The organism is Wenyingzhuangia aestuarii, assembly GCF_011927765.1.
GTDB classification, from domain to species: Bacteria; Bacteroidota; Bacteroidia; order Flavobacteriales; family Flavobacteriaceae; genus Wenyingzhuangia; species Wenyingzhuangia aestuarii.
On the sequence record NZ_JAATJG010000004.1, the window covers coordinates 53,999 to 68,346 of the forward strand.

At 31.4% G+C, this 14,348-nt stretch carries 15 protein-coding genes; 8 read left to right on the forward strand and 7 right to left on the reverse strand.

Annotated elements, in window-relative coordinates:
- The first annotated feature begins 4 nt into the window (after positions 1-4).
- From GGR97_RS05005 to rlmD, 4 genes are all read left to right on the forward strand, one after another.
- Entirely contained in the window at positions 5-577 is a 573-nt protein-coding gene (locus tag GGR97_RS05005) for a YdeI/OmpD-associated family protein (RefSeq protein ID WP_167897425.1), read from the forward strand.
- Between the two features lie 23 nt (positions 578-600).
- Entirely contained in the window at positions 601-1,056 is a 456-nt protein-coding gene (locus tag GGR97_RS05010) for a TspO/MBR family protein (protein ID WP_167897426.1), read from the forward strand.
- Positions 1,057-1,103: 47 nt separating this feature from the next.
- Positions 1,104-1,997, forward strand: a complete 894-nt coding sequence (locus GGR97_RS05015) for a GTP-binding protein (RefSeq protein ID WP_167897427.1) — start codon at positions 1,104-1,106, stop codon at positions 1,995-1,997.
- Between the two features lie 93 nt (positions 1,998-2,090).
- Positions 2,091-3,542 (forward strand): 23S rRNA (uracil(1939)-C(5))-methyltransferase RlmD, encoded by a 1,452-nt coding sequence (rlmD, locus tag GGR97_RS05020; protein ID WP_167897428.1) that lies wholly within the window; start codon positions 2,091-2,093, stop codon positions 3,540-3,542.
- A 62-nt stretch (positions 3,543-3,604) separates the two neighbouring features.
- On the opposite strand, the gene GGR97_RS05025 is transcribed toward rlmD, so the two are convergent.
- Positions 3,605-4,831, reverse strand: coding sequence for a hypothetical protein (locus GGR97_RS05025; protein ID WP_167897429.1), 1,227 nt, complete (start codon positions 4,829-4,831; stop codon positions 3,605-3,607).
- A gap of 4 nt (positions 4,832-4,835) precedes the next feature.
- Positions 4,836-6,140: a DUF4270 family protein gene (locus GGR97_RS05030; RefSeq protein WP_167897430.1), complete on the reverse strand. Its 1,305-nt coding sequence runs from the start codon at positions 6,138-6,140 to the stop codon at positions 4,836-4,838.
- Between the two features lie 247 nt (positions 6,141-6,387).
- Here GGR97_RS05030 and GGR97_RS05035 point away from each other — a divergent pair, with 247 nt between their 5' ends.
- The 4 genes from GGR97_RS05035 to GGR97_RS05045 all read left to right on the forward strand — a co-directional run bounded on the left by GGR97_RS05035 (position 6,388) and on the right by GGR97_RS05045 (position 9,250).
- The gene (locus GGR97_RS05035; RefSeq protein ID WP_167897431.1) at positions 6,388-7,389 is read left to right on the forward strand and encodes a Kelch repeat-containing protein; all 1,002 of its coding nucleotides are present in this window, start codon (positions 6,388-6,390) and stop codon (positions 7,387-7,389) included.
- A gap of 92 nt (positions 7,390-7,481) precedes the next feature.
- Positions 7,482-8,531, forward strand: coding sequence for a sensor histidine kinase (locus tag GGR97_RS05040; protein ID WP_167897432.1), 1,050 nt, complete (start codon positions 7,482-7,484; stop codon positions 8,529-8,531).
- A 4-nt stretch (positions 8,532-8,535) separates the two neighbouring features.
- Entirely contained in the window at positions 8,536-8,748 is a 213-nt protein-coding gene (locus GGR97_RS15390) for a LytR/AlgR family response regulator transcription factor (RefSeq protein WP_317165740.1), read from the forward strand.
- Positions 8,749-8,752: 4 nt separating this feature from the next.
- Positions 8,753-9,250 carry a LytR/AlgR family response regulator transcription factor gene (locus tag GGR97_RS05045; RefSeq protein ID WP_317165741.1) on the forward strand — a complete coding sequence of 166 codons (498 nt, stop codon included), beginning with the start codon at positions 8,753-8,755 and terminating at the stop codon, positions 9,248-9,250.
- 12 nt (positions 9,251-9,262) lie between these two features.
- Here GGR97_RS05045 and GGR97_RS05050 read toward each other — a convergent pair whose 3' ends face one another.
- From GGR97_RS05050 to GGR97_RS05070, 5 genes are all read right to left on the reverse strand, one after another.
- The gene (locus tag GGR97_RS05050) at positions 9,263-9,832 is read right to left on the reverse strand and encodes a pseudouridine synthase (protein WP_167897433.1); all 570 of its coding nucleotides are present in this window, start codon (positions 9,830-9,832) and stop codon (positions 9,263-9,265) included.
- A gap of 212 nt (positions 9,833-10,044) precedes the next feature.
- Positions 10,045-10,581, reverse strand: coding sequence for a Crp/Fnr family transcriptional regulator (locus GGR97_RS05055; protein ID WP_245229453.1), 537 nt, complete (start codon positions 10,579-10,581; stop codon positions 10,045-10,047).
- A gap of 75 nt (positions 10,582-10,656) precedes the next feature.
- On the reverse strand, positions 10,657-10,998 hold the full coding sequence (arsC, locus tag GGR97_RS05060; RefSeq protein ID WP_167897435.1) for an arsenate reductase (glutaredoxin): 342 nt from the start codon (positions 10,996-10,998) through the stop codon (positions 10,657-10,659).
- An 11-nt stretch (positions 10,999-11,009) separates the two neighbouring features.
- Positions 11,010-12,116 carry a peptide chain release factor 2 gene (gene prfB, locus GGR97_RS05065; protein WP_167897436.1) on the reverse strand — a complete coding sequence of 369 codons (1,107 nt, stop codon included), beginning with the start codon at positions 12,114-12,116 and terminating at the stop codon, positions 11,010-11,012.
- An 80-nt stretch (positions 12,117-12,196) separates the two neighbouring features.
- Positions 12,197-14,344, reverse strand: coding sequence for a peptidylprolyl isomerase (locus GGR97_RS05070; RefSeq protein ID WP_167897437.1), 2,148 nt, complete (start codon positions 14,342-14,344; stop codon positions 12,197-12,199).
- Positions 14,345-14,348 lie beyond the last annotated feature (4 nt).

Below are 14,348 nucleotides of genomic sequence, written 5' to 3' on the forward strand. Positions count from 1 at the left end.
AGTCATGACTAAAAAAATAATCAATAGTTTTTGTCCTTCTAGCAAACAAGAATGGAGACTATGGCTTGAAAAAAATCATGTTACAGAAAATGCCGTTTGGCTTATTATTTATAAAAAACATACTCATAAACCTACACTTACTTGGAGTGAAGCTGTAGATGAAGCTCTTTGTTTTGGTTGGATTGATAGTGTTAAAAAACCAATTGATACAGAAAAATACATGCAGTATTTTGGAAAAAGAAAAGCAAAAAGCAATTGGTCTAAAATTAACAAAGATAAAATTGAAGTGCTTACCCAACAAGGGTTGATGACACCTGCTGGAATAGAAAGTGTTAAAACAGCAAAACAGAACGGTTCTTGGACTATTTTAGATAGCGTAGAAGCTCTTATTGTACCAGAAGATTTAGAAATAGCCCTTAGCAAACACAAAAATGCTACAGAGTTTTTCTTAAGCCTAAGCAAATCATTACGAAAAATACTATTGTACAAAGTCGTATCAGCTAAAAAGCCAGAAACCAGACAAAAACGTATTGATGAAATTGCTATACAAATGGAACATCATCAAAAACCAAGATAGTTAGCATCCAAAAAAATAGAATTATGTTTAAAAGAATCCTCTTATTTTTAGTTTTAAATTTTACAGCTTTAGCTATTGGTGGTTTGTTTACCAATGCAGGAGTAAGCTCTAACTGGTATGCTAATCTTAACAAAGCTCCGTGGACTCCACCTGGTTATATGTTTGGAATTGCATGGTCTTTTATTATGATTTGTTTTGCTGTATATATGGCCTACCTATATCCTTTGGTAACTTCTAAAAAAATTATAAGCTTGTATGCCATTCAATGGATTTTAAATGTATTGTGGAATCCTATATTTTTCTACTATCATTTAGATGTGTTAGGCTTCATTAACATTGTATTGCTTACGCTAATGGTGAGTTTCTTTTTATATAACTACTACAAACAACTGCAACTAACATCTCTTTTTATAGCCCCTTATTTTGTTTGGTTGCTAATTGCTACCTCTCTAAATGCTTATATTGTGTTTATGAACTAGGTTAAATCCTAATAGTATAAACACCCTTGATTATATTTATTTAAAACATGGAAGCTATTATTACAATTGTTGGTTTTTTAGGTGCAGGAAAAACAACACTATTAAAACACTTAATCAATACTTATGTAAGTCTAGGCTGGAATCCTTTTGTTATTCTTAACGATTACGAAAATGCAGCATTAGATGCAAACCAATTAATTGATAAAATACCTCCTAAATCTATTAGAGCATTAACTGGTAGTTGTATTTGTTGCTCTGGAATTAATGAGTTGAGAGATTCTGTAAATCGTATTCCAGTACGCACACAAGGAGTAACTTTAATTGAAGCGAATGGTACATCAGATGCTTGTTCTTTAATGGAGTTTTTAGGTGTAGGCCTAAATGATCAATTTTTACCCCCTATACAAATCTCTGTAGTTGATTTAAAAAACTGGCAAAAAAGAGAGGACCATAATGAATTAGAAGCCAATCAAATTCAAGTTTCATCGTTAATAGTACTTACTCATATAGAAAAAACATCAGAAGACAGGCATAAACAGGTTATTAGTGAACTAAAAAAATTAAATCCTTATGCAAATATCATCACTATGGCCGATATTGATGTCTCTCTTCTTTCAGAACTTTCTCCTTCTAAAAACACAGCTCAAAAACTAGAACACTTAAAAACACATTGGGCTTCTTGTTCTTGTGATTTACCTAATTTATCTAACTTAAATGATATTCACAACATCTGTAAGGCAATACCTAAAAGTATCTTAAGAGTAAAAGGTTGTACTAAAATTGGAAACGAAGAAAACTTTACCTTTTTTGAAAGAAAACCTGATGGGGAAATATTCATTAGACCTTTTAATGGAACGCCTATAACGGGTCCCAAATTGTTAACCATTGGTCCAGGAAGTGATATTGAAGTACTTAAAAAAATAATTAAAACTATTTTATAAGCCTCCTTTTTAATTGTCCAAAACAAATAATAAAATTCACTTTTTAAACAGAAACTATCTAAGTATATAAACTAGTATTAGTACATTTGCCCCATGCCAAGAAGAGAACGAAATAATTTTGTAAAAAGAGGTGAAATTATCTCTATTACTATAGAAGACTATGCCTTTGGAGGAAAAGGGATTGGAAGGATAAGAAACGAAGAAGGAGAGTTTGTGGTTTTTGTACCCAATACTTTACCTGGACAAACGGTTCGATGTCAAATAAAAAAAACAAGCAAACGATATGCAGAAGCTAAATTGTTTGAAGTTTTATCGCCATCAGACCAAGAGGTAGAAGTACCTTTTCAAGCCATTCCTGGAGCTCCATATATAAAATTACCTATAGACCTTCAACATCAATACAAAAAACAAAGTACACTAGAACTTTTTAAACGTATTGGTAAAGTTGAAAATATAGAAGACTTATTTGATGAATTTATTGCATCGCCAGAAGTATTCCATTACAGAAACAAAATGGAGTATGGTTTTTCTGCCATTCGTTATGATTTTGAACAAAAAACAGATGTTGATGAATTTGCTTTAGGATTTAAAAAACGTGGTACTTGGTGGTGTGCAGAAAACTTAGACAAAGATTCTGGTTTGTTTGATGCTGAGGTAGAAAACAATTTAAAAAACATCCGTCAATTCTGTATAGATTCAGGTTTAGAACCTTGGCACGCTCCACAAAAAAAAGGTTTTTTCCGTTATTTTGTGATTCGTAAATCTTACAAAACCAATCAAATTCTATGTAATTTGGTAACTACTTCTCCACAAATATCTCATTTTGATATGGATGGATTTGTAGCCTTGTTAAAAGAATTGTTTGGAGACAGAATAGCAGGATTAATTCACACAACTAACGATGAAATTGGTGACAGAACTTTAGCGGTTACTGGTAACGAGCGTTTGGTTTTTGGAGAAGATAGAATTGTAGAAAACTTATTAGGATTGAATTTTGAAATTTCAATGAAAAGTTTTTTTCAAACCAATCCAAAATCTGCCGAAAAACTATACAGTAAAGTCATAGATTATGCTTTAGAAAAAGCAGAAACTGTTAACGGAAAAATAGTAATGGACTTGTTTTGTGGAACAGGAACTATTGGACAAATTTTAGCTTCTAAAACTACCGATGCTAAAATTATTGGTGTAGATATTGTTGAAGATGCTATTAAAGATGCAAAGCAAAATGCCAAAAGAAACGGTATAGAAGGTGTAGACTTTTTTGCTGCTGATGTAGGTAAATTCTTAAATCAATATCCGGAATACAACGGAAAAATAGAAACTATTGTTTTAGATCCTCCTCGTGCAGGTATTGCTCCAAAAACATTGTTAAAAGTAATTAAATTAGGAGCTAGTAGAATGGTATATGTATCTTGTAATCCTGCCACACAGGCAAGAGATACGGAAACCTTAATGCAAGCCGGATATAAAATTACAAAAATGAGTATGGTAGATCAATTTCCACACACTGCTCACATAGAAAGTATTGTGCTTTTTGAAAAATAAAAGTACATAGAACCTCCCAGTTCGGAAAGCCTCATTTAAATATGAGGCTTTTTTTATAAAACTTATTTAATTTTTCTTTTCTGAAACCAGTTCCCCATAAAGCTTAAATTCAAGGTTAGTTTATGAAAATTTTCTTGAACCAAACCTCCGTTTATAGCACCTTCTTTACCATAAGAATAAGATATATTTACTCTATCCTCTCCAGATTTGTTAATAGGAAAACCAATTCCTACAGATCCAAAGTAACTATCTATTTGGGTGTTAGATATATTTAAAAATCCCGTATTGTAATTTAACCCAAATCTGTATTTAGTACGACTATAGATATTGTTACTTTTGTATTCCATACCAAAAGCATACATGGTTTGATTTACATATCGTTCATCATTTAATTGTTGGTTGGTATTACTCCAAAACGTTTTCTTAAAATCTAAGTTTGTTTTTATTTGATTGAATGTAGAATTTAATCCAAAACCAAAAGACATAGGAAGCTCTACATTGTCTAAATCATATTCCTCATCTTCTTCTATCATAGTTACAGATCCAGCTGCAGATGTTTTATAGGATGTTCTTGTTTGTGATCCACTTAAAGAAGATGGCAATTCAAAAACTCCCCCTAAAGTTATTTTGTATTTTTCTTTTTGAAACAAAGCATATTGAAACCCAGTTTTTAAAAGTACACCATTGTAATAATTAGTTTCATTAATATTTACCGCATAACCAACAGCCAACTGACTATCTTGTTTGATAGAACCAAATAAGGCCGAAAAATCTAATCCTAAATGCAATCTAGATCCTAACTTAAAACCTGTAGACACATAAGCTTTGTTTAAGCCTCCAGATCCTGTAATTCTTGTTGTGTAAGTACCTATTCCACCATCAATATTATTAGCTATATCTACTTTGTAACCTGTAGAGGTGTAAGGCAATAATCCTAAACTCATTCCCCATCCTTTTTTAAGAGGAAACGCAAACGCTATATGCGATACATTTCCTTTTGTAGAACTTTCACTAATACTGTTATTTTTTAAAGTACTATACAAACCGCTTACTCCCAGTTCTTGCAAAAAAGTTTCGGGTACCATAGCTCCTAAACTGGCTGGGTTAAAAAGATTGATTTCGTTAAAAACACTTTCTGCAATTCCAGAATTTCCCATTCCTGCCAATCCTCCAGAAACGGCAATATTTTCGGATCCTACTCCATATAATGAATACGGAGAGTTAATGTTCTGAGCTTGTAAAACAAGAGTTGCAGTAAACAAATAAAACACTATAATAATTCTAAACATGCTTTTAATAATTTAAGTATTTAACGGTTAGTTTAACATTGTTTTTGTTCTCTAATATTATCTTATCTACGTTGTCAGATAAATTAGCAAACTGCACCATTAAAGCATAATTTAAGGCTTCATCAGCATTAATCATTTGTGTTACAAAACCTGTTAAATCCACTGAATAATATGTAGTGTTTTCAAACTCGTTATATCCTCCATTAAGTATTGCATTGGCCAATGCTCCATCTGCATCGGTAAGTGTACCTATAATTCTATTTTTATGATCTACTATATAGACGTACAAAACTTCCGGAAAAAATTCTATGTTAGCACTTGACTTGTGCGGATAAAAAACCAATTCAGCATCTAACACCGTACCTGTTTCTGCTATGTATTTTAGCTGTCTTAAATGTGGTACTTCTATTCTAGCAGAAATTCCCGTTCCTGCCTGACTATAAAATAATTGATTAGAATCTTCAGATGAAATTACCGTTTCTACATTGGTAAAACCATTTATTTCTGCAGATGACAAATCGGTTTTAATGGCATTAAACTGCTTATCAATACTAGAAATATAAAAATCCATGTAATAACTGATCACAGCATCTCCTCCTCCTTGTGGTACCGAAAAATAAAGCCTCATGCAAGAATTATTAGCTACGTTGGCACTGGTTACTACATTAAAACCTAGTATATGACTATCTAAAGAAGTATCTGGAACAATGGTTACACCTTTAAAATATTGAATAAAATCATCTACATTATTAATTTCGTTGTCTTGAATTTTATCAAAAATTTCTGCTCCCAATGTATTGTCCATAGGAATGTAAATAGAATCTTGACTAATTTTAGGAACAAAGGTTAAAGATCCTAAAGACTCATTAGCATAGGATAAGCTAGAGGTGTTGTAAAAAGCATCCTCTTCCACAGGTTCTACTGTTTCTAAAACTCTATGTATGGTATAGGTTTGTGTTTTGGTAGTATCTGCAAAATAATATCCATCATAACTTAAAACAAATCCAATAGAATCAAAAACAGCTTCCGAGTCTATTGTAAAAACTCCGTTCTGTAGCTCAAAATATGACTGGGAAGTTAATTTTCCTAAAAAATCATCAGTAACACTTCCTAATAAAATTCTACTTGTGCTAGACGTTTCTAAGGAATCTAATAAATAGGTTCCTGTATTTATAGAAAAAGTATCTATTTCCCTAACACGTATATCACTTTCAACAAAATTGCTTCCAACAGTATAATTACTTAATTCATCCGATGAGCATGATGTTAAAAACAACACCCCCAGTATCCACACAAATAAAAACCTCATTGTTTACTTTTTTAAACAAATATATTGGAGGACTCTAAACAAAGAGCTAACAAATATACCAACACCTATTTTTTATAGATAACTTTTAAAAACCAGTAAAAAGGCTAAAATTCAATTTTATCGTTTTTTTTAACAACTATATAGATACATTTTACGTGTTAATCTATTTTGTGGTTTTTTCTCTAAAGCAACTCCTACTTTTGGTTCATAATCAAGAAAATGTTAACCAAAATAAAATCCTTTTTAAATGAAATATTTAATACCTAAAAGAGTCCTTTTATCTTTATCAGTACTTACGTCAGTCTTTCTAATTAGTTGTTCTAGCGATGATAGTGACGACGATGAATTTGGAAACTGGGTAGAAAGTTCCACTTTTGATGGAAATTCTAGATCTAACTCTGTAAGTTTTACCATTGGTACTAAAGGTTATTTAGTTGCAGGGTATGATGGTGATGATTATTTAGCAGATACATGGGAATACAACTCTGACAACGATTACTGGGTAAAAAGAGCAGCTTTTCCTGGTGTAGCTAGAAGTGGTGCTGTAGGTTTTACTATTAATGGAAAAGGCTATATAGGTACAGGATACGATGGTAGCAACAGGTTAAATGATTTTTGGGAATACGATCCTACAAACGATACTTGGACACAAAAAGCTGACTTTATTGGAACAGCAAGATACAATGCCATTGGTTTTTCTATTGGAAATAACGGATACATTGGTAGTGGTTACGATGGTAGCGAGCAAAAAGATTTTTTTAAATACAACCCTGCCACAGATACTTGGGAACAAGCTTTAGGTTTTGGTGGAGAAAAAAGACAAGAAGCTTTTGTATTTACTATTAACGATGTAGCTTATATTGGTGGAGGAATTCACAACGGATCTTACGAAGAAGATTTTTACGCTTTTGATGGAACCAACTGGACAAGATTAACAGATTTGGATGATGACGAAGATGATGATGATGACTATGAAATTTTACTAAGCAATGGTGTTGGTTTATCTCTAAATGGAAAAGGATATGTTTCTACAGGAATATCTAACATTGTAAACTCTACTACCTGGGAATACACACCTGCAACAGATACTTGGGAAGAAATGCCAAACTTTGAAGGTTCTGCAAGACAAGATGCATCTGCTTTTGTTTTTGACAATAAAGCATATCTATTAATGGGTAGAAACGGAAACTACTATTTTGATGATGTTTGGGAGTTTAGACCCGAAGAATTAGAAAATGAAGATGATTAATCTATATACATAACACCCAATCCTTTTTTTACTTTGAGAGTTTTTTGTTAATTACAAAAGAACTCTCAATTTCTGTTTCTAAAAATTTTAATATGGTATTTAAAAAGTCATCTGCAATTCTTATTCACTTTTTGGTGTGGATTTTACTATTTGCCATTTTAGGTATTCAGCTCTATTTAAAATTTAACACTATACCAAATGACTTTTATATCAAAGCTGTAACCTACTTAAGTGTGTTTTATTTTAACTACTTAATTTTGGTGCCTTATTTATTATTAAACAAAAGAATATTTTTATACATCACCGTTTCCATTGTCTTTTTTGTGTTGATTCCAATGCTTATAGAACCTTTAAATAGACATCCTAATTTTAGAGATTTTAATCCTAGAGTACCTAGATTTGATGATCCAAACACCATATTTCCAAGATTTAGAAGAGATTTTAAACATCCAGGATTCTTAAATTATTTGTTAGTAATTTTGTTCTTTGCTCTAAGTACTAGTGCACGTTTAATGATGGAATGGTACAAAAAAGAAAAAGAGAGAGTTTTAATAGCTTCTCAAAAAGTTAGTTCCGAACTATCTTTTTTAAGAACACAATTAAATCCACATTTTCTATTTAACACCTTAAATAGTATTTACTCTTTAGCTAATAAAAAATCGGATGATACAACCACAGCTATTATAACATTGTCCGAATTAATGCGTTATATGATTTATGAGGTAAATGAAGAATTGGTTCCTTTAAAAAAAGAGGTTGCCTACATTCAAAATTATATTGACCTACAACTCTTGCGGTTAAAAGATTCTAGCGGTGTTAGAATTAATATTATTGGAGATTTAAATTATAGAATTGAACCCTTATTACTAATTTCGTTTATAGAAAATGCGTTTAAATACGGTACAGATTTTAAAGGTAACACAGATATTTGTATAAAAATTACGGTTACCAACCATGTACTGCATCTATATGTTTACAATACATTGTCTATACAAAAAGATAAAAACAAAAGCTCAGGAATTGGGTTAGAAAACATTAAAAACAGATTAAATTTACTGTATCCTAATCAACATGAATTAACTATTACAGCTGATAAAAATTCATTTAAAGTAAACCTAAACATTCAACTAAAAAAGCAATAAAAACATGAAATGTATTATCATAGATGATGAGCCTTTAGCTGTAGAACTAATTGAAGATTTTGTTTCTAAGATTTCTTTTTTAGAATTGGTTGCTTCTTGCTCCAATGGTTTTGAAGCTACAGAAATCCTTGAAAAACAAGAGGTTGATTTGATTTTTACAGATATTGAAATGCCTAATTTTTCTGGAATTGATGTAATTAAAATCGCTTACCAATAAGCCAATGTTTATTTTTACCACTGCTTATACGCATTATGCTATAGAGGGATTTAATTTAAATGCTATTGATTATTTGGTAAAGCCCATTCCATTTCATCGATTTTTAAAAGCAGCCACTAGAGCTCATGATCAATTTAAATTAAAGGTAGAAAAGCCTATAGAACCAAAGGTAAGTAATACGCAACAACAATATATTTTTGTAAAATCTGAATACGAGAATATTAAGATTGATTTAGATGATATTAAATATATTGAATCTTTAAAAGACTACCTTAAAATTTATACGCATTTAAAAAAACCTATTCTTACCCTTAGCAGTATAAAAAGTTTTGAAGAAAAACTAGGAAATCAAAATTTTGTTAGAGTTCATAAATCGTTTATTGTATCTATAAAACATATATACTCTGTACAACGAAACAGAATTATTATTGATGAAAAATGGATTCCTATAGGTCTTACTTACAAAGATGATTTTATCAAAAAAATTGGAAAAGTTATCTAAAACACCAATCATTTATGTAAAAGATTCTACCTCTAATATTCCAGTTTCTGGTATTTGATCTAAATGCATATTCCCAATTCTTACACGTATCAAACGTAAAACAGGATAGCCTACGGCAGAAAACATTTTTCTAACCTGTCTAAATTTTCCTTCGGTAATAGTAATACTTGCCCAACTAGTTGGACCATGCCTATCATCTCTTACTGTTTTAGCTCTATGTGGTAGTTTTACCGGTGTTTCTATTTTTTTAGCAACACACGGAAGCGTTTGGTATTTTTCTTTCTCTACTCCTATTAAAACACCTTCTTTAAGCAGATTAATTGCTGTTTCTGTAATTATACCATCAAGCTGAACATGATATTCTTTTTCTACCTTTTTAGAACGTACTCTTTCGCTTTCCATTCCGTCTGTTGTTAATAACAATAAGCCTTCACTAGGTTCATCTAGTCTACCAATAGCCATGGTTTCTTTGGGTACAACGTACAAATCTCCTAAAAACTTTTTTTTATGCGCATTCTTTTCGGCACTCGTAAATTGAGAAATATATCCGTAAGGTTTGTGTATTAAAAAATGTCTGTGCATGTAGATACTTGTTATAAAATAAGAGGAGTAAGATAAAAAAATAGCGACTCTAAACAAGTTAGAGTCGCTACAAAAATTTTATAGATATTTTTTCTTGGGTAGATAAGTAAAGTTTCAGTTTAAAACTTTCTTAGTCATAACGCATTTAAAATAGTTTAGTACTACAAATCTAATACTATATTGAGTTTAAAAAATTGATTTATGATAAGAAATCAATTTTCTATTATTTCTTTTCTAATTCTACTTAATGTTTCTGTAGTTACCCCTAAATAAGAAGCTATGTGATAGTTTTTAACCATCTTTTCTATATCTGGGTAGGTTAACACAAAATCTAAATAACGTTCTTTGGTTGTTTTGTATAAGGTTCCTAAAATTCTTTTTTGAAAAAAAGCATATGCCTTTTCTAACTTTAGTCTAATAAAGGTTTCTGTTTGTGGTACATTTTTATACAAAAAGTTCATGTCTTTTTTAGACACTCTATACAAAACAGAAGGCTGAATACATTCTATAGTCATTATAGCTTTTGATGTTGTAAAAAACGCAGTATAATCACTTAACCACCAATCTGCAATAGCAAATTGTACTGTATGTTCTTTGCCAGAGGCATCTCTATAAAAAATTCTTAAACATCCAGATGCTACATAATATTGATCGTAAACCACTTCTCCAACATTTAAAATAATCTCCGATTTTTGTACCAAAACTTTATGAAATTTTGGTTCTATCAATTCTATTTCTTTTTGGCTCAAAGAAATATTTTTAAAGATTTCTGTGGCTATGGATTCTTTTCTTAGCATCAATTTAAACTACAAAATAAAGACTACTTATAACACATTTTCTATTGTTTCGGTGGGTCTTGCTACTACTGCCTTATTATTGTTTACAATAATAGGTCTTTCTATTAATTTAGGATGTTCTACCATTGCTTGTATAATTTCAGCATCAGATAATTCTTTTCCTTTAAATTCACTTTTCCAAATAGCCTCTGTTTTTCTAACCAATTCTATTGGTTTCATATCTAACTGAGTTAACACTTCTGTTAAAGTCTTAGTGGTAAAATTGTCTTCTAAATATTTTACAACTTCAAAATCAAGTCCTTTAGCTTCTAAAAAAGCAACACCTTGCCTACTCTTTGTACAACGTGGATTGTGATATATTTTAATCATCTTAATTTTTATTACAATTCGTTTTTAGCTTCTGGTTGTCCAGATTTCATTAAATATGATTTTAAGAAACCATCAATATCTCCATTCATAACTGCATCTACATTTCCTGTTTCATGTCCCGTTCGTACATCTTTTACCAATTTGTAAGGATGCATTACATAGTTACGAATTTGAGATCCAAAATCTATTTTCATTTTATTAGCTTCAATCTCTGTACGAGCAGCCATTTTTTTCTGTAATTCCAATTCGTACAACTGAGATTTTAACAATTGCATTGCTTTGGTTTTGTTATCTAACTGAGAACGGGTTTCGGAATTCTCTATAATAATTCCTGTAGGATGGTGACGTAAACGCACAGCAGTTTCTACCTTATTTACATTCTGACCTCCTGCTCCACTAGCTCTCATGGTTTCAAAAGTGTATTCTGATGGATCTATTTTAATTTCAATAGAATCATCAACCAAAGGATATACGTATACAGAAGCAAATGAAGTATGTCTTTTAGCATTGCTGTCAAACGGAGAAATTCTTACCAAGCGATGTACTCCATTTTCTCCTTTTAAATATCCAAAAGCAAATTCACCCTCTATTTCAATGGTTACGGTTTTAATACCAGCCGTATCACCATCTTGCATATTTAGTTCTTTTAACTTAAAACCTTGTTTGTTAGACCACATGCTGTACATGCGTAACAGCATAGCCGCCCAATCGCAACTTTCTGTTCCTCCCGCACCTGCAGTAATTTGTAAAACCGCACTCATTTCATCACCTTCTTCAGAAAGCATGTTTCTAAACTCAATATTTTCTATCAGCTCAACAGCCTCAGCTTCTAATTCATTTACCTCTTCTTCGGTAGCTTCTCCTTCTTTGTAAAACTCAAGAGTAACTCCTAAATCATCTATAAAAGTTGTTGCTTGCTTGTAATCATTTACCCATTTTTTTATTCCACGCAAAACTTTCATATGCGCTTCTGCTTCCTTTGGATTGTTCCAAAAGTCAGGAGCCAAAGATTGCTCTTCTAAGTTGGCAATTTCTATTAGCTTTTTATCTATTTCTAAATATTCCTTAAGCTTTACAACTCGTTCAGTAAGCTTTTGTAGTTGTTCTTGAGTGATCATATCACAAAGGTATGAAAGGTTAATTATGAGTACAAAAAAAGAGGCTTAAAAGCCTCTTTTTTATCTTATTTGTGTAAAGATTAGTAACGTGAAGCTCTGTAATCTTTAATTTCTACATTGTCTTTTAAACCTGTAAATAACTGTCTAGATACTGAAGATTTTAATTGAGTAGAAGCAACTTCTAAACTCTCTTTGGCATCTTCTTCTTTAGGTTGTTTTACAGATTTTGTTACCACTGCAAAAACTCCTTTGTTACCTACAACTTCTTTTACCAAGTTGTTTGGAGTTGCTACAGAAGCTACACTTACTACAGCTGGTTCAATACCAACTCCTGCAATTGTAGGAGCTCCTAAAGTAACATCGTTAAAACTAGCAACTTCTACATTGTTTGCTTTAGCAATTGCCTCTAAGCTTCCTGCATCCATTTTAGCTTTTAAAATTTCTGCTTTTTTCTCTTTCATTAAAATTGGCTCAACTTGGCTAAACGCTGTTGTTGCAGATTTTAATCCTTTTTCTTGTTTTCCAGATAACGCGACTACCGCATATCCTTTTTCATCTAAATCAAAACGTTGTGTTGAGTTGATGTTTGTATCTTCTTCAAAAGCCCATCTTACAATTCTTCTGTTTTCTCCAACAGAACCAACGTAAACGTCTAATGCTTTTAATCCATTTACTGGACTTACTGCATATCCTTTTTCTTTAGCCAACGCTTCAAAATCTCCACCGTTTCTTAATTCGTTTGCAAAAGTTTCAGCTTCTTCAAAAGTTTTGTTTTCTGTAGCTTCAGAAGCTTCTATTTTTCTAGAAATAGTCGCTAATTTATAGGCTTGATTAAAGTCTTTTTGATTTTCAATTTTAATAACGTGAAAACCAAAGTTAGTTCTTACCACTCCAATATCTCCTTTTTTGTTTTCAAAACAGAAATCTCTAAATTCTGGAACCATACTTCTGTATGCAAACCATCCTAAATTTCCTCCTTTTGATGCAGAACCTGGATCAATTGAATAGTTCTCTGCCAACGTAGCAAATTTTCTAGGCGATTTTTTAACAACTGCTAAAATACTATCTGCTAATTTTTGAGCATCAGCTAAAGTTCTTGTTGTGTTTGCTTGTGCACTTTGTGCTCCTACAAAATTGATTAAGATATGACTTGCATTTACCGAGTCTGGTAATTTTTGAGAATCAATAATCTTAGTTAACTTGTAATATTTAGAAAACTTATAAGGTCCTACAACAGCTCCTTTAGTTCCGTTTGTAATTTCTTCTTTAATTACAGTTGGAATTTCGCTTTCTGCTTGAAATCTATTTTCTAAAGGTAAATCAGAACCTACTTCTTCTGCATATAAAAATGCATCTGGAGTGTTTTTAAATCCTTTAACTAATTCTGTACTCTTAGATATTTTATTGTATTCTTCTTTATCCTCTACTAACTTAGCTAAGTTGTGCTTAATTTCTTCTTCATCTTCTTTAGATGCTTGAAAAGAAAACTTAACTAATTTTAAATCTCTAGTTTCTTCCGTTTCAAATAAGCTTGCATGTTCTTTTACATAACTAGCAACTTCTTCTTTTGTTACTTTTACATCTGTATTTGGAATAGATGCAAACGGTAAGTAAACATAATCTGCACTTACTTTGGTATTGTTTAATACATAATCGTTAACAGCTTCTTTTTCTGGAACAGAAAACCCAACGTTTACCAATTCGTTATACGCTTGTGTTAACAAGTTTTGCTTTACTGCTTTCTCGTAGCTTAACCATCCTTGTAAACGAGCTTTCCCGTCAGGAGTTTTATCTGCTTCTAAATTTGCAATATATTCTTTTAACAAATCTTCATTAAAAACACCTTGTGCGTTTTTAAATTGAGGTGAGTTAGTTACTTGTGGACTTGTAATAATAGACTGCCAAATTTCTCCTTCACCAACAATAACTCCAGCTTCTTCTAACTTAGATTCGTAAATTTTTTCACTTACCATTTGGTTCCAAACCATGTTTTCCATAGTTAAAGTTCCGTAAGATGATTGACCTCCTTGATTTTTTGCATTCTCTACTCTAGTTGCAAATTCTTTATAGGTAATTTCTTTTCCGTTAACTTCTCCAATGATGTCGCTATTTTTATTACTAAAAAAGTCGATGATATCCTTTGGACTCACTACGAATGAAAACATCGCTAAACCAATAACGATGATTAAAAATCCTGAACGATCTCTGATTTTTGATAATATTGCCATTTAC

Bases quoted from the DNA above. Each gene is read 5' to 3' on its own strand.
- GGR97_RS15390 (WP_317165740.1), top strand. From the start codon at position 8,536: ATGAAATGTATTATCATAGATGATGAGCCTTTAGCTGTAGAACTAATT.
- GGR97_RS05025 (WP_167897429.1), bottom strand. From the start codon at position 4,831: ATGTTTAGAATTATTATAGTGTTTTATTTGTTTACTGCAACTCTTGTT.
- arsC (WP_167897435.1), bottom strand. From the start codon at position 10,998: ATGATTAAAATATATCACAATCCACGTTGTACAAAGAGTAGGCAAGGT.
- GGR97_RS05015 (WP_167897427.1), top strand. From the start codon at position 1,104: ATGGAAGCTATTATTACAATTGTTGGTTTTTTAGGTGCAGGAAAAACA.
- GGR97_RS05010 (WP_167897426.1), top strand. From the start codon at position 601: ATGTTTAAAAGAATCCTCTTATTTTTAGTTTTAAATTTTACAGCTTTA.
- GGR97_RS05035 (WP_167897431.1), top strand. From the start codon at position 6,388: ATGAAATATTTAATACCTAAAAGAGTCCTTTTATCTTTATCAGTACTT.
- GGR97_RS05070 (WP_167897437.1), bottom strand. From the start codon at position 14,344: ATGGCAATATTATCAAAAATCAGAGATCGTTCAGGATTTTTAATCATC.
- GGR97_RS05045 (WP_317165741.1), top strand. From the start codon at position 8,753: ATGTTTATTTTTACCACTGCTTATACGCATTATGCTATAGAGGGATTT.
- GGR97_RS05040 (WP_167897432.1), top strand. From the start codon at position 7,482: ATGGTATTTAAAAAGTCATCTGCAATTCTTATTCACTTTTTGGTGTGG.
- GGR97_RS05050 (WP_167897433.1), bottom strand. From the start codon at position 9,832: ATGCACAGACATTTTTTAATACACAAACCTTACGGATATATTTCTCAA.
- GGR97_RS05005 (WP_167897425.1), top strand. From the start codon at position 5: ATGACTAAAAAAATAATCAATAGTTTTTGTCCTTCTAGCAAACAAGAA.
- prfB (WP_167897436.1), bottom strand. From the start codon at position 12,116: ATGATCACTCAAGAACAACTACAAAAGCTTACTGAACGAGTTGTAAAG.
- GGR97_RS05030 (WP_167897430.1), bottom strand. From the start codon at position 6,140: ATGAGGTTTTTATTTGTGTGGATACTGGGGGTGTTGTTTTTAACATCA.
- rlmD (WP_167897428.1), top strand. From the start codon at position 2,091: ATGCCAAGAAGAGAACGAAATAATTTTGTAAAAAGAGGTGAAATTATC.